The organism is Kineosporiaceae bacterium SCSIO 59966 (assembly GCA_020881835.1).
GTDB lineage: Bacteria > Actinomycetota > Actinomycetes > Actinomycetales > SCSIO-59966 > SCSIO-59966.
Genome location: CP052876.1, coordinates 747,200 through 768,110, shown reverse-complemented (window position 1 = coordinate 768,110; position 20,911 = coordinate 747,200). Strand labels below are relative to the sequence as shown.

The window sequence follows — 20,911 nt, the reverse complement described above, 5'->3', positions numbered from 1 at the left end:
AGCAGGGCCTTGTCGCTCACCCCGCCAGTCTGGCCGACCCGCGTCGGCGGGAGCCGCCGGGGCCCGGCACCCGGACGGCGCGCCGGCTCCGGCGCCCTCCGGCGGGGCGCCCGGCCAGGGCGGCAGCGAGCGCGGCGACGCCGGCCCGCGCCGGTGAGCCCGGGACGTGCTCGGTGAGCGTGCGGCCGGCCAGCAGCGCGGCGTCGCACCCGGGCCGGTCGTCGGGCACGAGGTGCACGTCGTCGACGCCCGCGTACCGGGTCAGGGCCTCGGTGACGGCACGGCCCGGGGACCCGCCGACCGCGCCGGGCCGGACCTTGGTGACGACGACCCGCGGGGAGGCGGACGGCACGGCCTCGGTGAGGTCCTGCAGGGCCCGCACGAGGCGCTGCAGCCCGACCGGGTCGGCGGCGCCGAGGGCCAGCACGGTGTCCGCGACCTCCAGGGCGGTCAGGGTGGCGGCGTTGCGGCGCGGGGCGGCGGTGTCGAAGGACAGCTCCTCGTCGGCCTCGACCGGGGCGGCGACGTCGACGACGGTCCACCGGGCCACCTGCCGGGCGGTGGCCAGCACCTCCTCGAGCGCGCCTGCGGACAGCTCCGGCCAGCGCGCGGCCCGGGAGATGCCGGTGAGGACCCGCAGCCGGGGCGCGACCCGGGGGGCGAGCCGGGCCAGCACGACCGGGTCGAGCCCGCCGGTGGACGCCGCCCGGCAGGCCGCGGCCAGGCCGGGCGACTCGTCGAGCAGGCCGAGCACCTGGGCCACGGACGCCGCGTGCGTGTCGGCGTCCACGAGCAGGGTCTCCTCGCCGAGCGCGGCGAGCTCGGCGGCCAGCGTGGCCGCCACGGTGGTGCGGCCGGGCGCCCCGGGCGTGCCCCACACGACGACGACCCGGCCCGGCTCGGCCGGCGCGCTGTGCCCGGGGCCGGCGTCCGGCCCACCCTCGGAGCCGGCGGCCGGTGCACCGCCGGCGGCGGCACCGTCCGCGGCGGCACCGCCTGCCCGCCGCTCCCGGGACCGCTCGAGGGCGGCCGCCGGGTCGGCCAGGGCGTGCCGCGGAGCGGGGGCCTCCTCGACAGCCTGGACGGCCTGCTCGACGAGCGCCGCCAGGTCCGCCGGCGGGGTGTCGGCCGCGGTGACGTGCCGGACCCCCAGGCGCCGCAGCCGGTCGGCGGCCCGGCCGTCGTCGTCCGGGTCGACGAGGCCGACGACGGCGACGCGGGCGGCGGCGAGCCGGTCGACCGCGGCGGTGTCGAGCCGGCGCAGGTCCGCGGACAGCAGCACGGCGCGGCCCTGGCCGGCGGCCGCGGCGGCGAGCAGCTCGGTGAGGTCGGCGCAGCGGCGGACGACGACGAGCCCGGGGCGGGAGCGCTCGATCCCGCCGACGAGCGGGGCCTCCCACGCACCGGTGACGGCGGTGAGGACCGGGAGCGTCATCGCGGCGTCGACCCGGGCACGAGGACCAGCGCGATCTCGGCGTCGGCGGCCAGCGACCGCAGCGCCGCGCGCAGCTCAGGCTCGGCGAGCAGCACCTGGACGGTGGTCGACCCGCTGGCGGCGAACCCGCTGCCGCCCGTGGCCACCCCGGCGACCTCGGCTGCGGCGGCCAGCAGCTCCGGTTCGCCGAACTCCCCGGCACGCTCCGGGTCGGGCGGGGAGACCCAGACGTCGACGAGCGCGCCCTTGACCACCCCGTCGGGCAGGGCACCGGCCACGGGGATGCCCACGGCCCGCCGCTGGATCGCGTCGGCGCTGCCGAGGGCGGCCCGGGGCAGGAGCTCGCCGTCCCCCACGGGGCGCAGCAGTACCGCGCCGTCGGGTGGCGGGTCCGCGGCGGGCAGGTAGGCGCTGCTCGCCTCCCCCAGCCGGACGTCGACCGCGGTCAGCCGCTCCGGCGTCACCGGGTCACCGGCGACGAGCGGCCCGACGGCCGCCCACACCGCGACCGTGTCGTCGGCCGCGGCGACGACCCGGCTGCCCAGGACGACCGACCCGAGGACGAGCAGGACGCCGACGAGCAGGCGCGGGTCGCGCCAGGAGGGTGGTCGCAGGCGGCGCGCCTGCGGGCTGGGCAGTTCGGTCACGACACGCTCCCCGGTCACGGTCGGCGGGACGACGCCGCCGCCGGCGCCCCCGTTGCGGCCTCATCCTGCCCGGCGGAGACCGACGGCGGAAGCCGTCGTCCACAGGTCGCCGACGGGCCTGGTCGCGCCGGCGCGGCGCCGTGCCAGACTCTCCACGACGGGTCCGCGGCTGATCGAGGAGGGGATGAGCGTGCCCCCGAGGTTCCTGCCGCTGAGCGAGGTGGCGGAGATCCTCAACGTCTCGGCCAACCAGGCGTACGCCCTCGTGCGCAGCGGTGAGCTCCCGGCGATCAAGGTCGGTGGCCGCGGCCAGTGGCGGGTGGAGGCCAGCCGGCTCGAGGAGTACATCGAGCGCAAGTACGCCGAGACGGCCGCCATGGTGGCGCGGGGCGCCGACGAGGACGAGCCCGCCGACTGAGGTGGCCCCGGCCGCCGCGGCCCACCGGCCGCCGCGACCTACCGGGCTCCGTGGACGACCCGCAGCGCGGCGAACGGGACGCTGAGCACGCCGCGGACGGCGACCGCCCGCCGCGGCTCGCCCGCCGGGTGCTCCGCGACGTCGACGTGGTCGGCGCCGACCCGGTCCAGGGTCCCGGTCACCGTGCCGGCCGAGGTGACCACCCGCAGCCCGGTGCGGTCGCGCGCCAGCGCGCGCAGCGCCGAGGCCAGGCCGAGCCGCCGCAGCACCTGCCCGGCCGGCGGGGCCACCTCCCGGGTCAGGCCGTCCACCCAGCCGACCGCCGCGGTGGGCACCAGCGCCTGGCCGGCGTCCGTGCGCAGCACGAACCACTCCGGGGCGACGTCGAGGCACACCCCGGTCAGCGGCCCGTGGTCGGCCACGCTGACCCGGACCGGCTGCCCGACGACCGCCCGCAACCGGTCCGCGAGCGAGGTGCGGGCCAGCTCCGCGCGGACCCGGTCGGCGACCTCCGCCGCGTCCTCGGCCGCCTCAGCGGCGGCCATCTGGGCCTCGAGGTCGTCGAACAGGGACTCCCAGCGCACGGCGGCCACCGTAGGCGCAACCGCCCCGCCCCCGCTCCTCCCCACCCACACCCCCCCCATCCCCCTCTTCGTGATCATGCAATCCCGCCACCCCGCATAGCCCCCTCGTGATCATGCAATCCCGCCACCCCCCGGGTCACGGTGTCCACCACAAAATGCTGCGTTCGGAACAGATTGACCGGCGTGTCGCGCCAACAACCCAGCAATCTGCGAACGGGAGGACGGCCGTGTGGGTGGCGGGATTGCATGATCACGAAGAGGGGATGTTCGGCTGCGCGCGAGGGGGTGGGGGAGCTCCGTCGTCCCACGCCGGTCATCCACAGCCACTCAACGTCGGCTAGACGCATTGTCCTGAACCGTCTATACCTGTCACACAGCAAACAGCATCAAACGGCTGCTAGTGACGGGGTACGCACATGGTCAGGACGACGAGCAGGGCGCGGACGGGCGGACCGAGCCGCAGCGGCAGGACGGCGGGCGCGGGGACGCCGTGGGCCCGGCTGGGGGTGCTGACCGCGGGGCTCGTGGCAGGCGCGACCGCCGGGATCGCGGCCGTCCGGGCCGGGGCGGCGGACGTCGCCGGGCTGGTCGCCGGTGGGGTGCCGGCCGCCAGCCCGGCCGGGTTGACCCAGGCCGTGGTCGCGGTGGGCACCGTGGCCGTCGGCCTCGGCACGCTGTGGCTGGTCGCCGGCGCCGCGCTCACCGCGGTGGACCTGCTCGCCACTCGCGCCGGGACGCCGGCACCTGTCCCCGTACGCCGGGCGGCCGCGACGGCGCCACGGGCCACCCAGCGCCTCGTCGCCGCGGTCCTGGGCATGGGGATCGCGTGCGGGACGGCGGGAGCGGCCGGTGCGGTACCGGCCCCTGCCGCCACCGAGGCGCTGGTCGTGGCCACAGAACTGGCCACGCAGCCCGCTACGGAGCAGGCCACGGAGCACGCCGCGGAGTCACCGGCCTGGCAGGACCCGTTCGACCCCGGCTGGCGGGCGGCCACGGGGTGGACCCCCGACCGGGCACCGGACCCGGCACCACGACCGACGGCGACCCAGCCGGCCGCGTCGCTGCCGGCGTCCGAGGCCGCACCGGCGCGGGCCCACCTGCGCTCCGAGGACGCCGTCGTCGTCCGCCGCGGGGACACCCTGTGGGACATCGCCGCCCGGTCCCTGCCCGCGGGCGCGGGCGCCGCCGAGATCGCCGCCGAGTGGCCCCGCTGGTGGGCAGCCAACCGTGACGTGATCGGCCCGGACCCCGACCTGCTGCTGCCCGGTCAGCGGCTCGTGCCGCCGGCGGCCGGCTCATGAGCGCCCCGACGCTGCGCCGGCTGCCGGTGCCGGTCAGCGAGCCGTTCCCCAGCACCCGGCTGACCCGGGCGCCGGCGGCGTCGGCGTCGGCGCACCAGCAGCACATGCTCGACCTGACGTTCTCGGCGAGCACGCAGCCGGACCCGGCCGCCGACGCCTGGGCCGGGCCGCAGCCGACGTCCCCGGACCGGCTGCCGGACCCGCGGGAGGTCGCCGGGGCGGTGGTCCAGGCCGTCGTCGAGGTGCTCGCCGGGACCCGCCCCGCCGGTCAGCTCGTCCGCTGGCTGTCCGCGGACGTCTACGCGGCGCTGCAGCGCCGCGCCGCGCTGGCCGCCCGGCTGCGCCGGCCACCGACGTCGACGTCGGTGCCGGGGCGTCAGGAGCGGGCACCGGTGCGCCGGGCGGTGGTCCGCTCGGTGCACACGACCGAGCCGGTCCCCGGCGTGGTGGAGGCGAGCGCCGTCGTCGTCGACCGCGGCCGGGTGCGTGCCGTGGCGCTGCGCCTCGAAGGGCTCGACGGACGCTGGCGGGCCACCGCCCTGGAGATGGGCTGAGACTCAGCCCTTGCGCCGGGCCCGCCGCTGCGCGGCCCGGCGCTCCCGGCGGGAGCCGCCCGCGGCGTCCGACCCGGACGTCCCACCGGCTGCGCCGTCCCCCTCGGTGCGGACCTCGACGTCCCCCTCGCCGTCCACGGTCGGGGCCGTGTACTGCAGCCGGGCCGGACGCTCCGGACCGACGAGGCCCTTGGCGACGAGGACCGGCGCCGCACCGGTGTGCATCGCACTCTCCTGCTCGGCGGGCGCGGAGACCTGGACCTCCAGGTTGAACAGGTACCCGACCGACTCCTCCTTGATGGCCTCGGTCATCGCCTGGAAGAGCTGGTAGCCCTCCCGCTGGTACTCCACCAGCGGGTCACGCTGCGCCATCGCCCGCAGCGAGATGCCCTCCTGCAGGTAGTCCATCTCGTAGAGGTGCTCGCGCCACTTGCGGTCCAGCACCGAGAGCACGACGCGGCGCTCGAGCTCCCGCATCGCCGCCGAGCCGACCTGCTCCTCGCGGGCCGTGTACGCCAGCTGGGCGTCCGAGCGCAGCTCCTCGGCCAGGCCGGCGGCGGTGAGCCGCTCGCGCCCGCCGGCCTCCTCCACGACCTCCTCGACGGTCAGCGACACCGGGTAGAGGGTCCGCAGGGCGGTCCACAGCTGGTCGAGGTCCCACTCCTCGGCGAACCCCTCGGCGGTGGCGGCCGTGACGTAGCTGGTGACGACGTCGTCGATGAAGTGCCGGACCTGCTCGTGCAGGTCCTCCCCCTCGAGCACCCGGCGCCGCTCGGCGTAGATCACCTCGCGCTGGCGGTTGAGGACGTCGTCGTACTTCAGGACGTTCTTGCGGATCTCGAAGTTGCGGGCCTCGACCTGGCTCTGCGCGCTCTGGATCGCCCGGGAGACCATCTTGGACTCCAGCGGGACGTCGTCCGGGATGCCGGCCCGGGTCAGCAGGGACTCGGCGACCGCGGAGTTGAACAGCCGCATGAGGTCGTCGGTGAGGGAGAGGTAGAACCGGGACTCCCCCGGGTCGCCCTGGCGCCCGGAGCGGCCGCGCAGCTGGTTGTCGATCCGGCGGGACTCGTGCCGCTCGGTGCCCAGCACGTACAGCCCCCCGAGCTCGGTGACCTCCTCGTGCTCGGCGGCGACGGCCTGCTGCGCCTTCTCCAGCGCGTCGGGCCAGGCGGCCTCGTACTCCTCGGCGTTCTGGGCCGGGTCCAGGCCCCGGGCGGCCAGCTCGGCGACGGCCATGAACTCGGCGTTGCCGCCGAGCATGATGTCGGTGCCACGGCCGGCCATGTTCGTCGCGACGGTGACCGCGCCCTTGCGCCCGGCCATCGCGACGATCGCCGCCTCCCGCTCGTGCTGCTTGGCGTTGAGCACCTCGTGCGGGATCCGCTTCTCGTGCAGCTTCTTCGACAGGTACTCGCTCTTCTCGACGCTCGTCGTGCCGACGAGGACCGGCTGGCCGGCCCGGTGCCGCTCGGCGATGTCCTCGACGACGGCGTCGAACTTGGCCACCTCGGTCTTGTAGACGAGGTCCGGCTGGTCCTTGCGGATCATCGGCCGGTTCGTCGGGATCGGCACGACACCGAGCGAGTAGATGGAGGTGAACTCTGCCGCCTCGGTCATCGCCGTGCCGGTCATCCCGGAGAGCTTGTCGTACATCCGGAAGTAGTTCTGCAGGGTGATGGTGGCCAGGGTCTGGTTCTCGGCCTTGATCTCCACCCCCTCCTTGGCCTCGATGGCCTGGTGCATGCCCTCGTTGTAGCGGCGGCCGGCGAGGATGCGGCCGGTGTGCTCGTCGACGATGAGGACCTCGCCGTCGACGACGACGTAGTCCTTGTCCCGCTTGTAGAGCTCCTTGGCCTTGACCGCGTTGTTGAGGTACCCGACGTACGGGGTGTTGACGGCGTCGTAGAGGTTGTCGATGCCGAGGTAGTCCTCGACCTTCTCGATCCCGGACTCCAGGATGCCGACGGTGCGCTTCTTCTCGTCGACCTCGTAGTCCTCGTCCCGGGTGAGCCGCAGGGCGATCTTCGCGAACTCGCCGAACCACTTGCTCGCGTCACCGGTCGCCGGGCCGGAGATGATCAGCGGGGTGCGGGCCTCGTCGATGAGGATCGAGTCGACCTCGTCGACGATGGCGAAGTGGTGGCCGCGCTGGACCAGCTCGGCGGCGTTCCAGGCCATGTTGTCGCGCAGGTAGTCGAACCCGAACTGGGTGTTCGTGCCGTAGGTGATGTCGGCGGCGTAGGCGACGCGGCGCTCGTCGGGGCGCATCCCGTCGAGCACGCACGCCGAGGTGAGACCGAGGAACCGGTACACCCGGCCCATGAGGTCGCTCTGGTAGGAGGCGAGGTAGTCGTTGACGGTGACGACGTGCACGCCCTTGCCGGTCAGCGCGTTGAGGTACGCCGGCAGGGTGGCGACGAGGGTCTTGCCCTCACCGGTCTTCATCTCGGCGATGTTGCCCAGGTGCAGGGCGGCGCCGCCCATGAGCTGGACGTCGAAGTGCCGCTGGCCCAGGGAGCGGCGGGCCGCCTCCCGGACGTTGGCGAACGCCTCGGGCAGCAGGTGGTCGAGGGCCTCGCCGTCGGCGATCCGGGCCTTGAACCGGTCGGTCTCCTCGCGCAGCTCGGCGTCGGAGAGCCGGACGAAGTCCTCCTCCAGCGCGTTGACCTGCTGGGCCAGGCCGTGCAGCCGCTTGACGATGCGGCCCTCGCCGGCGCGGAGCAGCTTGTCGAGGATGGCAGGCACGGAGGTTCTCCCGGGGTCGGTCCACGTCGGCCGCCGCTGCGGCAGCCCCGGCCATCGTAGACGCGCACTGACGGGGGCCAGGCTCCGACTGACCGGGGTGCCGGTGCTCGGGGACGTGTGCCAGGGTCGCACCGTGCCCGCCCCCACGCTGACCGACGGACCGCTCACCCTGCGCGGCCACCGGGACGACGACGCCGACGCCCTCGTCGAGCAGCACCGCGACCCCGACAGCGAGCGCTGGACGACGGCACCCACGCCCTACCGGCTCGCCGACGCCCGGGCGTGGATCGAGTCCTGCCGCCGCCGGTGGGAGCAGGGCCCGGCGGACGGCGCGGAGCTGACGTTCGTCGTGGAGGCCGACGGCCGGTACGCCGGCCAGGTCGGACTGCGCCCGGACGGCGTCGGCGGCGCGCTGATCGGGTTCGGCCTGCACCCCGCGGCCCGGGGCCGCGGGGTGATGTCCGGGGCGGTGCGGATGGCCCTGGTCTGGGGGTTCTCCGACCTGGGCCTGGACGTCGTGCAGTGGCGGGCGTACGTGGGCAACTGGGCGTCGCGGCGGGTGGCGTGGGCGACCGGGTTCCGGGTCGAGGGGACCGTCCGCGCCCTGGAGGTCCAGCGCGGCCGGCGGCGGGACGCCTGGATCGGCACGATCACCGCCGGGGACGTCATGCGCCCGACCGCCCCGTGGTTCGACGTCCCCCGAGTCGTCGCCGACCACCGGCGCGGCGCCGCCGTCGTGCTGCGCCGGCACGTCGACGAGGACGCCGTCCGGATCGCGCAGGCCTGCGCCGACCCGCAGTGCCAGTACTGGCTGCCCGGCCTGCCCTCCCCCTACACGGTCGCCGACGCCGTCCGCTACCTCGCTGACCGCGAGGAGCAGCACGCCTCCGGCACCGGGGTGTACTGGGCGGTCGCCGACGCCGAGGACGACCGGCTGCTCGGCGTGGTGAGCCTCACGGACGTCGACCTGCGGGTCGGCAGCGCCGAGGTCGGGTACTGGGTGCACCCCGCCGAACGGGGCCGCGGCGTGGCCGCGACGGCGGCGCGGCTGGCCGCCCGGCACGCCCTGCTGCCGGCCGAGGACGGCGGGCTGGGCCTGCACCGGGTGGGCCTGCGGGTCGCCGACGGCAACACCGCCTCCCAGCGGGCCGCGCAGCGGGCCGGGTTCACGCCGGCCGGGCGCGACCGGTCCGCCGAGGTGCTGCGCGACGGCAGTCGACGGGACTTCCTGCGCTACGACCTGCTGGCCAGCGAGCTGGGCTGAGCACCCCCGACAGGTCGAGGTCGCCGCGGCCGGCGGCCTCGACCCGGTCCAGCCCGAGCCAGCCGGCCATCTCGGCCAGCTCGTCGACGAGTGCCGCGGCGGTCCCGGCCGGGGCGTCGGGCTGCGCCCACGCGGCCTGCACCCGCAGCACCCCGGCCACCCGGTCGGCCTTGAGGTCGACGCGGGCCACCAGCCGGTCCCCGAGCAGGAACGGCAGGACGTAGTAGCCGTGCACCCGCCGGCCGGCGGGCACGTAGATCTCCAGCCGGTACCGGAAGGCGAACAGCGCCTCGGTGCGCTCGCGGAAGAACACCAGAGAGTCGAACGGGCTGAGCAGCGCCCTCGCGTCGACCTGGCGCGGCACCCGGGCGTCCCGGTGCAGCCAGGCCGGCCGGTCCCACCCCTCGACCTGGACGGGGACCAGCTCACCGGCGTCGACGAGCTCGGCGACCGCCTGCCGAGGTGCCGGGCCGCGCAGCCGGAAGTAGTCGCGCAGGTCCGCCTCGGTGGCCACGCCGTGGGCGCGCGCGGCGATCCGGACCAGCTCGCGGACGGCGTCCGCGGGGTCCGGGTCGGGTGCGGCGTGGACGGCCGCCGGCAGAACCCGCTCCGGCAGGTCGTAGCGGCGCTCGAACTGCGGCGTCCGGCTGTGGGCGGTGAGCCGGCCGGCCCAGAACAGGTGCTCGGCCGCCCGTTTCACCGCCGACCAGTTCCAGCCCCAGCCGTCGGAGCGGCGCGGGAGGTCGTGCTCGAGCGCCGCCTCGATCTCCCGCGCCGTCAACGGGCCCCGGTCGGTGACCTCGGCGAGCACCGCGGCGACGAGGTCGGGATGGTCCCGGGCGACCTGCACCATGCCGCCCCAGGCGTCCTCGGCGTGCCGGGCCATCCGCCAGCGCAACAGCCGGTGGGTCTGCGGCGCGACGAACGACGCCTCGTGCGCCCAGTACTCGACGAGCCGGCGGGGGCTGCGGCCCGCGGCCCGGTGCAGCAGGTCGGTGTCGTAGCGTCCGAGCCGGCTGAACAGCGGCAGGTAGTGGCTGCGGGTCAGCACGTTGACCGAGTCGATCTGCAGCAGGCCGACCCGGTCGACGACCCGCTGCAGGTGCCGCATCGTCGGCGCGGTCGCACGCGGCTCCGCCAGGCCCTGAGCGGCCAGGGCGACCCGGCGGGCCTGCGCGAGCGACAGCGACGTCCGGGCGGGCACGGCCTGGGACTCTGCCACGCCCCGGCGGGAGGTGGCGACCGAGTCAGCCGAGTCAGCCGAGATCGAGGATCTTGCGCCGGACGGCGAACACCACCGCCTCCATCCGGGAGTGCAGCTGCAGCTTCTCCAGGATGTTGCGGACGTGGTTCTTCACCGTGTTCTCGCTGATCACGAGCTCGCGGGCGATGTCCCGGTTGGCCATCCCCCGGCCGAGCAGGCGCAGCACCTGCATCTCCCGGTCGGTCAGGCTCGGCACCGGCACGGACGCCGGCCGGTCCTCGGCGCGCCGGCTGAGCGCGGCGAACTCGGCGAGCAGCGCGGAGGCCATCGACGGGCTGATCAGGGACTGCCCGCCGTGGACGGCGCGGATGCCGTCGGCGATCTGCTCGCCGGGGACGTCCTTGAGCAGGTAGCCGTTCGCCCCGGCGCGCACGGCGTCGAACAGGTCAGCCTCGTCGTCGCTGATCGTCAAGATGATGATCTTGATGGTGGGGGCGACGGCCCGGATCTCGGAGCAGGCCTCGATCCCGGAGCGGCGCGGCATCCGCAGGTCCATGAGGACGACGTCCGGCAGCAGCTCCTCGGCGAGCCGGACGGCCTCGGCACCGTCCCCGGCCTCGCCGACGATCTCGACGTCCGGCTCGGCGGCGAGCACCATCTCCAGCCCGCGCCGGTACAGGGCGTGGTCGTCGACGACCAGCACCCGGATCGACTCCCCCGCCGGGCCGGGTCCCGCGACGCCGGCCTGCCCCCGCGACTGCATCTCGTGCGCCACCGCAGCGCTCCCTCCAGGGGCGGCCCCCGGCGGGTCGGACGGCGCGCCGGGGGTACTGCGCCCATCGTGGCACCGGGGACCGCCCGGTGCGAGCGTGTCCGCGGCACCCGCGCCCGACGGGGCGGGTGCCGCGACAGCGGGTGCTCAGCCGGCGGCCACCTGCTCCTCGGCGGGCTCGGCGGCCTCCCCGGTGCCGTCGCTGTCGAGCCGGATCACCCCGTAGCTCCAGCCGCGCCGGCGGTAGACCACGCTGGGGCAGCCGTTGGCGGCGTCGACGAACAGGTAGAAGTCGTGGCCGACGAGCTCCATCTCGTACAGCGCGTCCTCGAGGGTCATCGGCCGGGCGCTGTGGGTCTTCTCCCGGATCACCACCGGGGAGTCGCCGATCGCGTCCAGCGGGTGCTCGGCCGCGCCGTCCTGCGCGGCGGTGCCGGTGGCGTCCTGCGCGGCGTCCTCGTCGAGAGCGGCCTCCGCCAGCGGGCCGGTGGCCTCGTGCACCGCGGTCGGGGTGCGCCGGCCGTGGTGCACCTTGCGCCGGTCGCGGGCGCGGCGCAGCCGCTCCAGGAGCTTGGCGTGGGCGAGGTCCAGGGCGGCGTAGAGGTCGTCGGCGCAGGCCTCGGCCCGGATGACCGGGCCCTTGTCACGTACGGTCAGCTCGACGCGCTCGCACTGGCTCGCCTGCCGCCGGTTGTTCTCGTGACTGATCTCGACGTCGAGGCGGCTGGCCCGGGGCGCGAGCTGTTCGACCTTGGACAGCTTGTCCTGCGCGTGGCGGCGGAACCGGTCGGCGACGTCGGTGTGCCTGGCGGTGATGACGATCTCCACGAGTGTCCTCCACGTGCTCAGGGGATACAGGTGCTCAGGGGATACAGGTGCTCACGGGGCTGAGGTGCTCAGGGGACAGGGCTGCCATGGCGGAACGCTAGACCCTCCCACCCCCGGGCGGCACCCGGACGACACGCCGCCTGGTGGCGGCGACGACGGCGGCCCGCACCGGCGCCGCACCGGTGGCTCGCAGCACCCGCGCGGCCTCGGCCAGGGTGGACCCGGTGGTGACGACGTCGTCGACGAGGACGACCGCCGCGGCGGCCCGCAGCCGGGCCGGGTCGGCGCCACGGCGCAGCCGCAGCGCCCCGGCCAGGTTGGCCGCCCGCTGCCGCGCCCCGAGCCCGGCCTGGTCGTGGACCCGGCGGGCCGGGCGCAGCACGGGCGCGGCGTGGGCGTCGAGGTCGGCGGCGCGCAGGGCGCACGCGCTGCGCCGGGCCAGGGTGGCGACGAGGTCCTCGCCGCGGCGGCGGACCGCGCGGCGCGCGGACGGCACCGGGACGAGCAGCACCGGCCCGGCGGACGGTCCGCCGTCCAGGACGGCGCGGGCGACCGCGGCCGTGAGGGCCGCGGCCAGCGCCGCGGTGAGGTCGTGGCGGCCGTGGTCCTTCCACGCGACGACGGTCTCCCGGACGGCGCCGTCGTAGTCGGCGACCGCGGTCACCGGTGGGCACCCCGGGGCGGGGACGTCGTCCACCTGTGCGGCCGGTCCGGCGAGCAGGTCCGCGCACGAGGGGCACAGCGGGACGTCGAGCCGGCCGCAGCCGGCGCACGCCACCGGCAGGAGCGCGCCGAGCAGCGCCGTCCAGCCCTCGGCGAGCGTGCCCACCCGACCAGCGTGCCGCGCCGGCCCGCCGCCGCGCCCCGCGCCCTGTGGACACGGCGCCCGCAGGGAACGGGCCGAGCGGTCAGCCGGCGAAGGCGGGGTCGCTGAGCGGCACGTCCGCCGGCACCGGCACCCACTGGGCGCCGGCGCGCTGCCAGAGCCGGCCGTCGGCGGAGCCGATGACGACCGCACGCGGGGTGGACCCGGCGGCCAGCGACACCACCGGCACGTCCTCCGGCAGCGGGACGAGGGGCTCCGTCGGGGCACCGAGGGGGTCGGCGAGGTACACCCGGTCGGCGTCCTCCCCGGCGCGCCGGCCGAGCACGGCGGCGGACGCCTCCCCGGTCCAGGCCACCTCGCTCACCGCGACCAGGGTGGGGTCCAGGGACGCTCCGGACGCCCGGGTCACGCTCAGCGGGCGCCCGTCCCCGGTGCGCTCGACGGAGGCCAGCTCGACCCGGTGCGCGCCGCTCGGGTCGACCGTGGCGAGGAGGACCCGGGCGCCGTCCCGGGCGACGCGCAGGGAGGAGACCCGCCGCCCGCTGAGCCACGGGGCGCTGACCTCGACGACCTCCCCGCCGGGCCGGGCCACCGGCAGCAGCCCGGTGGACACCCGCGGGGTCGTCCACACCCAGCCGTGCGGGTCGATGGACGGCGCGAGCAGGTCCGTCCCGGTCAGCAGCTCCTCGGGCTCGGCGGTGCCGGGCACCAGGTACAGCAGCCGGGTGCGGTCGGCGTCCAGGGCGGCGTAGGCGGCGGTGGACCGGGCCGGGTCGGTGAGGGTGAGGCCCTCGGTCACCGGCAGGTCCTCGACCGGGCGAACGGTGCCGCCGCGCGCCTCGACCAGCCCGTCGGGGGAGGCGGCGACCGCGACGGACTCGGCGCCGGGGTCGCGGACCAGGGCCGGCAGCGAGTCCGGCAGCACGAACTCGCCACCCTCGACGGTGACCCGGACGGTGGCCACCGCGGGCACCGGCCGCAGCGTCGCCTGGAGCTGGGCCTGCATGAGCGCCCGCTCCTGGGAGCCGGCGTCCAGGGCGGCCCGGGTGAGGTCCACCCGGGCCTCGCCGCCGACCACCGGCACGGCGGGCGGGCGGGTCAGCGCCGTCCCGGGGGGGAAGCCGGTGCTGACGGCGGGGGCCAGCCACGGGGAGGGGCCGCGCAGCAGCTCGGTGACGATCGACGTGGCGATCGCCCGCCGCTCCGCGAACCACCGGGTCTCCGGGACGAGGTAGCCGCCGGTGGCGTCCACCCAGTACAGCTGGTGCGGCGTGAACGCCAGGTCGAACCCGGCCTCGTCGACGACCAGGCCGTCGGGCAGGTCGGCGATCCGCCACTGCCCGGACGTCTGCTCGAGCCGGTAGCCGACCTCGTCCCGGGTGCCGGGGGCGGCGACGGTCAGCCGGCCGTTGGCGTCGACCCGGGCGGCGACCTCGTAGGACACGGTCGCGGTGACCGGCTCGTCGGGTGCGGGCCGGGCGTCCTCGGCCAGCACGGCGCCGCCCTGCTCCAGGGTGGCCTGCGCGCTGCCGTCGACCATGACGGTGATCCCAGCGCCCGGCCGCCAGCTGCGCGCTGCCTGCGGCACCAGGTAGGCCCGGGCGAACGCGTGGTCGTCCTCCACCCCGGACGCCGCGAGCAGGAAGCCGCGAACGACGTCCAGCGGGGCCGCGCCGTCCGGTGGGGAGACCGGCTGGAACCGCAGGCCACGCTCGGGGGGCGGCACGGGGGCGCCGGTGCTCACCGGCCCGCTCGTCGGGATGGCGGCGCAGCCGGCGAGGGCCAGTCCCCCGACCAGCCCGACGACGAGCACCCGGACCAGCGTCCCGACCCGCGCCCCGAGCGGGCGCCGCCGTCTAGGCACGTGTGCCTCCCGGGGCGGGCGCGGGGTCGCCGGCCCGGGGACCGGGGGACGACTCCGGCCCGGACCGGGCCCGCTCCGGCCACCTGCCCAGCGGCAGCGGCGAGTCCGGGCCGAGCGGGCTGCCGGCCCGGCGCGGGAGGGTGAGCCGGAACACGGCGCCCAGGCCGGGCCGGCCGTCGACCTCGAGCCGGCCCCCGTGCAGGTTCGCGTCCTCGGCGGAGATCGCCAGCCCCAGCCCGGTGCCGCCGGTGGTCCGCGCTCGCGCCGGGTCCCCGCGCCAGAACCGGTCGAAGACCCGCTGGACGTCCTCGGGGCGCAGCCCGACGCCGTGGTCGCGGACGGCGACGGCGACCGCGTCGGCGTCCGCGGCGAGAGTGACCTCGACCGGCCGGCCCTCCCCGTGCTCGACGGCGTTGAGCACGAGGTTGCGCACGATCCGCTCCACCCGGCGGGAGTCGACCTCGGCCATGCACGGGGTCGGTGGGACGCTGACCTGCAGCCGGGTGCCCCGGCGCTCGGCGAGCGGCGCGGCCAGCTCGACCACCCGGTCGACGATGCCGCGGACGTCGAGGGCCTCGACGTCCAGGGCGGCCGCCCCGGCGTCGAACCGGCTGATCTCGAGCAGGTCGGCGAGCAGCGCCTCGAACCGGTCGATCTGGGTGGCGAGGAGCTCGGCGGACCGGGCCACCGCGGGGTCGAACTCCCCGCGCGCCTCGTGCAGCACCTCCCCGGCCATCCGGATCGTCGTCAGCGGGGTGCGCAGCTCGTGGGAGACGTCGGAGACGAAGCGTCGCTGCAACCGGCTCAGCTCCTCCATCGCCTCGATCTGCTGGCCGAGACTGGCGGCCATCTCGTTGAAGGAGTGGGCGAGCCGGGCCAGGTCGTCCTCCCCGCGCTCGGGCATCCGCTCGTGCAGCTGGCCGGCGGCGAGCCGCTCGGCGACCGCGGCGGCCTGCCGCACGGGGGCGACGACCTGCCGGGTGACGACGTACGCGACGCCGCCGACGAGCAGGACCAGCGCCACCCCGCCGAGGACGAGGACGTTCTGGACGGCGTCCAGGGTGGCCTGCTCGGTGGACAGGTCGAAGACGAAGTAGAGCTCGTAGGCGCCCGCGCGGGGCACCTCGACGAGCTCGCCGACGGCGATCGCGGGGCGCACCTCGCCACCGATCTGCGGGACGCCGATCGACTGCCAGCGCTGCGGTCCGCCCTCCCGGACGGCGGCCCGGAGCTCCTCGGGCACCACCGACGGGACGACGCCGGCGGAGAACACGTTGCCGATGGCGGCCGGGCTGTCGTTGCCCGGCGGCCGCAGCAGCAGCACGTCACGCTCCCGGCCGGGGGTGGACACGTCCTCGAGCTCGGCGCGCAGGTCCTCGGCGACGAGCCGCAGGTCGCGCGCCGGGTCGGCGTTGTCGAGGGACTGCTGGGCCCGGGCCATCCCGGCGCGGGCCTCCTCGAGCACCTGGTCGCGGCGGCTCTCGAACAGCCGCTCGCTGATCTGGTCGGCGAGGTAGACGCCGATCAGGCTGACGACGGCGAGACCGAGCAGGACGGTCGTGCCGACCACCCGCAGCCGCAGCGACCGGCGCAGCGCGTGCCGGCCGCGCCGGCCGGCTGCCAGCAGCCACCGGGGCAGCCCGCGCAGCCGGCGCAGCAGGGCGCTCATCCTCAGGCGGGCCCGGCCTTGTAGCCGACACCGCGCACGGTGACGACGATCTCGGGGTTCTCCGGATCCTTCTCGATCTTCGAGCGCAGCCGCTGCACGTGGACGTTGACGAGCCGGGTGTCCGCGGAGTGCCGGTAGCCCCACACCTGCTCGAGCAGCACCTCCCGGGTGAACACCTGCCACGGCTTGCGGGCCAGGGCGAGCAGCAGGTCGAACTCCAGCGGGGTCAACGAGATCGGCTGGCCGTCGCGCTTCACCGAGTGCCCGGCGACGTCGATGGTGAGGTCGCCGAGCTGCAGCACCTCCGGCAGCGGCTGGTCGGTGCGGCGCAGCCGGGCCCGGACCCGGGCGACGAGCTCCTTGGGCTTGAACGGCTTGGGCACGTAGTCGTCGGCGCCGGACTCCAGGCCGAGGACGACGTCGACCGTGTCGCTCTTGGCGGTGAGCATGACGATGGGGACCCCGGACTCGGCCCGGATCAGCCGGCACACCTCGATCCCGTCCTTGCCGGGCAGCATGAGGTCGAGCAGGACGAGGTCGGGGCGGTGCCGGTGGAACGCCTCCAGGGCGTCGTCCCCGTTGTCGCACAGCACCGCCTCGAAGCCCTCGCCCTTGAGCACGATGCCGACCATCTCGGCGAGCGCGGTGTCGTCGTCGACGACGAGCACCCGGCCCTTCACGGCGTCACCTGCCTGCACATGGCCCCATCGTCGCACCTGCCGGCTGCCCGGTGGCCGAGGCGGCCCGTGGCAGGATGGCGAGCCGTCGGCCGACCGCCGGCCGGCGCGAGGAGGGGGTGGACCAGTGAGCGGCCCGACGCAGGGCTGGGCGAGCCCCGACGGGGACGCCGCCGGCACCGGCGGCCCCCCGCAGCCCGGCCCGGCCCAGCCCCAGCCCGGCTGGGGCCCGCCCCCGGCCGGACCCGGGTACCCGCAGGTGCCGGTCGCGCCCCGGCCCGGCGTGGTCCCGCTGCGTCCGCTGCGGCTCGGGGAGATCTACGACGGCGCCTTCCAGGCGGTGCGCTCCAACCCGGCCGCGATGGTCGGTGCGGCCGCCGTCGTCGTCACCGTGATGACCGCCGTCCAGCTGGTCCTGCAGGCCTGGATGGGCGGGAGCCTCGACCGGTTCCTCAGCGCGGTGGAGGAGGACCCCCAGGCCGTCCCGGACACCGGGCTCATCGCCGACACGCTGAGCACGACCGGGCTGGCGGCGGTGGCCAGCCAGGCCGTCTCGGTGCTCGCACTGTCGGTGCTCACCGCGATCGCCACCGTCGTCGTCGGCAGTGCCGTCCTCGGCCGGCGCACCGGCGGCAGCGAGCTGTGGCAACGGGTCCGCGGGCGGCTGCTGCCGCTCATCGGGCTGACCCTGCTCGTCGGCCTGGTCACCGGCGGCGTCGTGCTGGCCGTGCTCGTCCCCGGGCTGGTCGTCGTCCTGGTCGAGCCGGTCGTCGGGACGGTGCTGCTGCTCGTCGGCCTGCTGGCCGCGCTGGTCCTGGGGCTCTGGATCGACACCCGGCTGGCGCTGGCCGGCCCGGCGCTGGTGCTGGAGGAGCAGCGGGTGCTCGCCTCGCTGCGCCGGTCCTGGCGGCTCAGCTCCCGCGGGCTGCTGCGGCTCGTGGGCATCCGGGTGCTGACCTACCTCATCGTGCTCGTCACCGTCGCCGTCGTCGCCGCCCCGTTCCAGCTGGTCGGTTCCCTGTTCGCGCCGGCGGGCGGTGACCTGGCCGCGGCGCTCTCGCCCACCCTGCCGCAGCTGCTGCTGACCGGGCTCGGCTCGGCGGTCGCGGCGACGATCGTCTACCCGTTCGCCGCCGCCGTCACCGCCCTGCTCTACGTCGACCAGCGGATGCGGCTCGAGGGCCTGGACGTCGAGCTGGCCCGGGCGGCCGCCGAGGCCCCGTGACGCTCCTGGCGGCACCGTTGACCCCGGACGCCGGGCAGGCGCGCCGGTGGGCGCGCGACGAGCTGGCCCAGGAGGTCTACGCCGAGGCTGAGCCCGGCCTGCTGTCCCGCGCGGTGTCGTGGCTGCTGGAGCAGCTGTCCCGGCTCGAGCTGCCGGACACCCCCGGGTCCCGGCTGTGGCTGGTGGCCCTGCTCGTCGCCGTGGCGGTCGGGGTCCTGGTCGCCCTGCGGCTGGCCGGTCCGGTCCGGCTGCGGCGGCGACCGCCGGCGGGCGACGTGCTCGGCGGGACCACCCGCACCGCCGCGGAGCACCGGCGGGCCGCCGACGAGGCCGCCACCGCCGGCCGCTGGGACGTCGCGGTGCAGGAGCGGTTCCGGGCGATCGCCCGCGCGCTGGACGAGCGGGCCCTGGTGACCCTCGGCCCGGGCCGCACCGCCGACGAGGTGGCCCGGGAGGCGGCCGTCGTCCTGCCGGCGCACGCCGAGGAGCTCCGCGAGGCGGCGCGGGTCTTTGACGACGTCCGCTACGGCGGCCGGCCGGCGGGCCCGGCGCAGGACGAGCGGCTGCGGCGGCTCGACACCGCCCTCGCCGCCACCCGGCCCCTCCAGGACGTCGGACCGGTCCCTGCCGTCGGCGCCGCGGCCGCGGGGCGGCGGTGAGCGCACCGGCCGCCGTCCTCGGCGACGGCACCACCGCGCGCAGCCGCGCGGCCGCGCGGTGGCGGCGCGCCCGGCCCGCCGTCCTCGTCCTCGCCCTGCTCGCCGTGGTCACCGTCGCGGGCGTGCTGGCCCTGCCGCGCACCAGCGGTGGCGCCCTGGACCCCGGCTCCGCCGTCCCGCAGGGGGCCCGGGCGGTCGCCCAGGTGCTCGGCGACCAGGGCGTCGAGGTGGTCCGGGTGGACAGCGTCGCCGACGCCGTCGCGGCGGCAGCCGGCAGTCCAGGCACGGCCGCCGCGGGCGGACAGAGGGCCGGCGCGACGATCGTCGTCGTCGACCCGCAGGTGCTGCCGCCGGACCGGTTGGAGGCGCTCGCCGCCACCGCCGCCGACCTCGTCGTCGTCGAGCCGGACGGTCCCGTCCTGGACGTGCTGGCCCCGGGGGTGCGCCCGGCCGGGGTCGTCGAGGCACGGACCCGGCCCGCCGACTGCGCCGCCCCCGCCGCGGTGGCCGCCGGGCAGGCGCTGGCCGGCGGACGGCTGCTGCGGGCCGCCGGCGCGGACGCCGACGTGTGCTTCCCGGACGCCGAGGACCCCGCGGCCGGGTCCTACCTGCGGCTGCCCGGTGACGGGCGCACCGTGCACCTGCTCGGCCAGGGCGGGGTGCTGGCCAACGAGCACCTGGCCGCCGACGGCAACGCCGCCCTGGCCCTGCACGTGCTCGGCGGCCACGACCGGCTGGTGTGGCTGATGGCCAGCCCGCTGGACACCGGGGCCGACGAGGACGTCACCGCCGTGGACCTGCTGCCCGGCTGGGTCGGCCCGGTCACCGGCTGGCTCGCGGTCACCGCCGCGCTGGCCATGCTGTGGCGGGGCCGGCGCCTGGGCCGGCTGGTGCCCGAGCCGCTGCCGGTCGTCGTCCGGTCGGCCGAGACCGCCGAGGGCCGGGCGTCGCTGTACCGGGCGGCGGGGGCGCGGGACCGGGCGGCCGCCGTGCTGCGCGCGGCGACGCTGCGCCGGCTCGCCGTCCGGCTCGGCCTGCCCGTCGGGGCGGCCACCGACGCCACCGACGCGGTCGTCGCCGCCGTCGCCCGGGCGAGCGGGCGGCCCGAGGGCGAGGTGGCCGCACTGCTGACCGGCCCGCCGCCCGCCGACGACCGGGCGCTGGCCGCGCTCGCCGACGACCTCGACGCACTGTCCGCCGACGTGACTGCCCGACCGACACGAGAGGGACCTCCCCGGTGACCGACACGCCATCCCCACATCCGACTGGCCCAGACCCGACTGGCCCTGACCCGCGCCAGGCCCTGCTCGACGTCCGGACCGAGGTGGCCAAGGCCGTCGTCGGCCAGGACGCCGTCGTCACCGGCCTCGTCATCGCCCTGCTGTGCCGCGGGCACGTGCTGCTCGAGGGCGTGCCCGGGGTCGCCAAGACGCTGCTCGTGCGCGCCCTGTCCGCGGCGCTGGACCTGGACTCCAAGCGGATCCAGTTCACCGCCGACCTCATGCCCGGCGACGTCACCGGCTCGCTGGTCTACGACCCCCGCTCGGCGGAGTTCTCCTTCCGCGAGGGGCCGGTGTTCACCAACCTGCTGCTCGCCGACGAGATCAACCGGACGCCGCCGAAGACCCAGGCGTCGCTGCTCGAGGCGATGGAGGAGCGCCAGGTCAGCGTGGACGGCCGGCCGCACCGGCTGCCCGAGCCGTTCCTCGTCGCGGCCACCCAGAACCCGGTCGAGTACGAGGGCACGTACCCGCTGCCGGAGGCCCAGCTCGACCGGTTCCTGCTCAAGGTGACGATGCCGCTGCCGGCGCGCGGCGACGAGGTGGAGGTGCTCGCCCGGCACGCCGCCGGCTTCGACCCCCGGGACCTGGCGGCCGCCGGGGTCCGCACGGTCGCCGGACCCGAGGAGCTCGCCGCGGCGAGCGCCGCCGTGCGCCGGGTGGACGTCGGGCGCGAGGTGCTCGGCTACGTCGTCGACGTCGCCCGCGCCACCCGCACCTCGCCGTCGCTGCGGCTCGGCGCCTCCCCGCGCGCGTCGACCGCGCTGCTGGCCACGAGCCGGGCCTGGGCGTGGCTGTCCGGGCGGGACTACGTCACCCCGGACGACGTCAAGGCGCTCGCCCGCCCGACCCTGCGCCACCGGGTGCAGCTGCACCCCGAGGCCGAGCTCGAGGGGGTCACCGTGGACGCCGTCCTGGACAGCGTCCTGGACTCCGTCGCGGTCCCCCGGTAGCGC

Annotated in this window: 19 protein-coding genes; 8 read left to right on the top strand and 11 right to left on the bottom strand. The window is 76.8% G+C overall.

Annotated features, from left to right (window positions below):
• Positions 1 to 16: 16 nt before the first annotated feature.
• Both HJG43_03750 and HJG43_03745 read right to left on the bottom strand, forming a co-directional pair.
• Complete coding sequence (locus tag HJG43_03750) at positions 17 to 1,435, bottom strand: chromosome partitioning protein (protein UER53817.1); 1,419 nt, start codon at positions 1,433 to 1,435, stop codon at positions 17 to 19.
• Positions 1,432 to 2,082 (bottom strand): hypothetical protein, encoded by a 651-nt coding sequence (locus HJG43_03745; GenBank protein ID UER53816.1) that lies wholly within the window; start codon positions 2,080 to 2,082, stop codon positions 1,432 to 1,434. Before HJG43_03745 ends, HJG43_03750 begins: the two co-directional genes overlap by 4 nt.
• 190 nt (positions 2,083 to 2,272) lie before the next feature.
• Between HJG43_03745 and HJG43_03740 the strand changes: the two genes are divergently transcribed.
• Positions 2,273 to 2,500, top strand: a complete 228-nt coding sequence (locus HJG43_03740) for a helix-turn-helix domain-containing protein (GenBank protein UER55677.1) — start codon at positions 2,273 to 2,275, stop codon at positions 2,498 to 2,500.
• Between the two features lie 38 nt (positions 2,501 to 2,538).
• On the opposite strand, the gene HJG43_03735 is transcribed toward HJG43_03740, so the two are convergent.
• Positions 2,539 to 3,084 carry a hypothetical protein gene (locus tag HJG43_03735; GenBank protein ID UER53815.1) on the bottom strand — a complete coding sequence of 182 codons (546 nt, stop codon included), beginning with the start codon at positions 3,082 to 3,084 and terminating at the stop codon, positions 2,539 to 2,541.
• A gap of 815 nt (positions 3,085 to 3,899) precedes the next feature.
• Between HJG43_03735 and HJG43_03730 the strand changes: the two genes are divergently transcribed.
• Complete coding sequence (locus HJG43_03730) at positions 3,900 to 4,385, top strand: LysM peptidoglycan-binding domain-containing protein (protein ID UER55676.1); 486 nt, start codon at positions 3,900 to 3,902, stop codon at positions 4,383 to 4,385.
• 113 nt (positions 4,386 to 4,498) lie between these two features.
• Entirely contained in the window at positions 4,499 to 4,939 is a 441-nt protein-coding gene (locus tag HJG43_03725) for a 3-hydroxyacyl-CoA dehydrogenase (GenBank protein ID UER55675.1), read from the top strand.
• A 3-nt stretch (positions 4,940 to 4,942) separates the two neighbouring features.
• Here HJG43_03725 and secA read toward each other — a convergent pair whose 3' ends face one another.
• The gene (gene secA, locus HJG43_03720) at positions 4,943 to 7,687 is read right to left on the bottom strand and encodes a preprotein translocase subunit SecA (protein ID UER53814.1); all 2,745 of its coding nucleotides are present in this window, start codon (positions 7,685 to 7,687) and stop codon (positions 4,943 to 4,945) included.
• A 133-nt stretch (positions 7,688 to 7,820) separates the two neighbouring features.
• On the opposite strand from secA, the gene HJG43_03715 reads away from it, so the two are divergent.
• Entirely contained in the window at positions 7,821 to 8,951 is a 1,131-nt protein-coding gene (locus tag HJG43_03715) for a GNAT family N-acetyltransferase (protein UER53813.1), read from the top strand.
• Here the strand turns inward: HJG43_03715 and HJG43_03710 are convergent.
• The 7 genes from HJG43_03710 to HJG43_03680 all read right to left on the bottom strand — a co-directional run bounded on the left by HJG43_03710 (position 8,854) and on the right by HJG43_03680 (position 16,794).
• Positions 8,854 to 10,062 (bottom strand): winged helix-turn-helix domain-containing protein, encoded by a 1,209-nt coding sequence (locus tag HJG43_03710; protein UER55674.1) that lies wholly within the window; start codon positions 10,060 to 10,062, stop codon positions 8,854 to 8,856. The genes HJG43_03715 and HJG43_03710 overlap by 98 nt on opposite strands.
• Positions 10,063 to 10,207: 145 nt before the next feature.
• The gene (locus HJG43_03705) at positions 10,208 to 10,918 is read right to left on the bottom strand and encodes a response regulator transcription factor (GenBank protein ID UER55673.1); all 711 of its coding nucleotides are present in this window, start codon (positions 10,916 to 10,918) and stop codon (positions 10,208 to 10,210) included.
• Between the two features lie 156 nt (positions 10,919 to 11,074).
• Positions 11,075 to 11,755 carry a ribosome-associated translation inhibitor RaiA gene (gene raiA, locus HJG43_03700; protein UER53812.1) on the bottom strand — a complete coding sequence of 227 codons (681 nt, stop codon included), beginning with the start codon at positions 11,753 to 11,755 and terminating at the stop codon, positions 11,075 to 11,077.
• Positions 11,756 to 11,852: 97 nt separating this feature from the next.
• Positions 11,853 to 12,584, bottom strand: coding sequence for a ComF family protein (locus HJG43_03695; protein UER53811.1), 732 nt, complete (start codon positions 12,582 to 12,584; stop codon positions 11,853 to 11,855).
• Between the two features lie 79 nt (positions 12,585 to 12,663).
• On the bottom strand, positions 12,664 to 14,445 hold the full coding sequence (locus HJG43_03690; protein ID UER53810.1) for a hypothetical protein: 1,782 nt from the start codon (positions 14,443 to 14,445) through the stop codon (positions 12,664 to 12,666).
• The gene (locus HJG43_03685) at positions 14,438 to 16,114 is read right to left on the bottom strand and encodes a HAMP domain-containing histidine kinase (GenBank protein ID UER53809.1); all 1,677 of its coding nucleotides are present in this window, start codon (positions 16,112 to 16,114) and stop codon (positions 14,438 to 14,440) included. Before HJG43_03685 ends, HJG43_03690 begins: the two co-directional genes overlap by 8 nt.
• Before the next feature lie 2 nt (positions 16,115 to 16,116).
• Positions 16,117 to 16,794 (bottom strand): response regulator transcription factor, encoded by a 678-nt coding sequence (locus HJG43_03680; protein UER53808.1) that lies wholly within the window; start codon positions 16,792 to 16,794, stop codon positions 16,117 to 16,119.
• A 124-nt stretch (positions 16,795 to 16,918) separates the two neighbouring features.
• Between HJG43_03680 and HJG43_03675 the strand changes: the two genes are divergently transcribed.
• The 4 genes from HJG43_03675 to HJG43_03660 are packed head-to-tail and all read left to right on the top strand — an operon-like array spanning position 16,919 to position 20,908.
• Entirely contained in the window at positions 16,919 to 18,016 is a 1,098-nt protein-coding gene (locus tag HJG43_03675; protein UER53807.1) for a hypothetical protein, read from the top strand.
• Complete coding sequence (locus HJG43_03670) at positions 18,013 to 18,675, top strand: DUF4129 domain-containing protein (GenBank protein UER53806.1); 663 nt, start codon at positions 18,013 to 18,015, stop codon at positions 18,673 to 18,675. The genes HJG43_03675 and HJG43_03670 overlap by 4 nt, the downstream gene beginning before the upstream one ends.
• Complete coding sequence (locus HJG43_03665; protein UER53805.1) at positions 18,672 to 19,916, top strand: DUF4350 domain-containing protein; 1,245 nt, start codon at positions 18,672 to 18,674, stop codon at positions 19,914 to 19,916. Before HJG43_03670 ends, HJG43_03665 begins: the two co-directional genes overlap by 4 nt.
• Positions 19,913 to 20,908, top strand: a complete 996-nt coding sequence (locus tag HJG43_03660) for a MoxR family ATPase (GenBank protein UER53804.1) — start codon at positions 19,913 to 19,915, stop codon at positions 20,906 to 20,908. The genes HJG43_03665 and HJG43_03660 overlap by 4 nt, the downstream gene beginning before the upstream one ends.
• Positions 20,909 to 20,911: the final 3 nt, after the last annotated feature.

What these genes read in the sequence shown, in the direction of transcription:
- HJG43_03710 (UER55674.1), bottom strand. Translation starts at nt 10,062, where the DNA reads ATGCGGCACCTGCAGCGGGTCGTCGACCGGGTCGGCCTGCTGCAGATC.
- HJG43_03750 (UER53817.1), bottom strand. Translation starts at nt 1,435, where the DNA reads ATGACGCTCCCGGTCCTCACCGCCGTCACCGGTGCGTGGGAGGCCCCG.
- HJG43_03705 (UER55673.1), bottom strand. Translation starts at nt 10,918, where the DNA reads ATGCAGTCGCGGGGGCAGGCCGGCGTCGCGGGACCCGGCCCGGCGGGG.
- HJG43_03685 (UER53809.1), bottom strand. Translation starts at nt 16,114, where the DNA reads ATGAGCGCCCTGCTGCGCCGGCTGCGCGGGCTGCCCCGGTGGCTGCTG.
- HJG43_03730 (UER55676.1), top strand. Translation starts at nt 3,900, where the DNA reads ATGGGGATCGCGTGCGGGACGGCGGGAGCGGCCGGTGCGGTACCGGCC.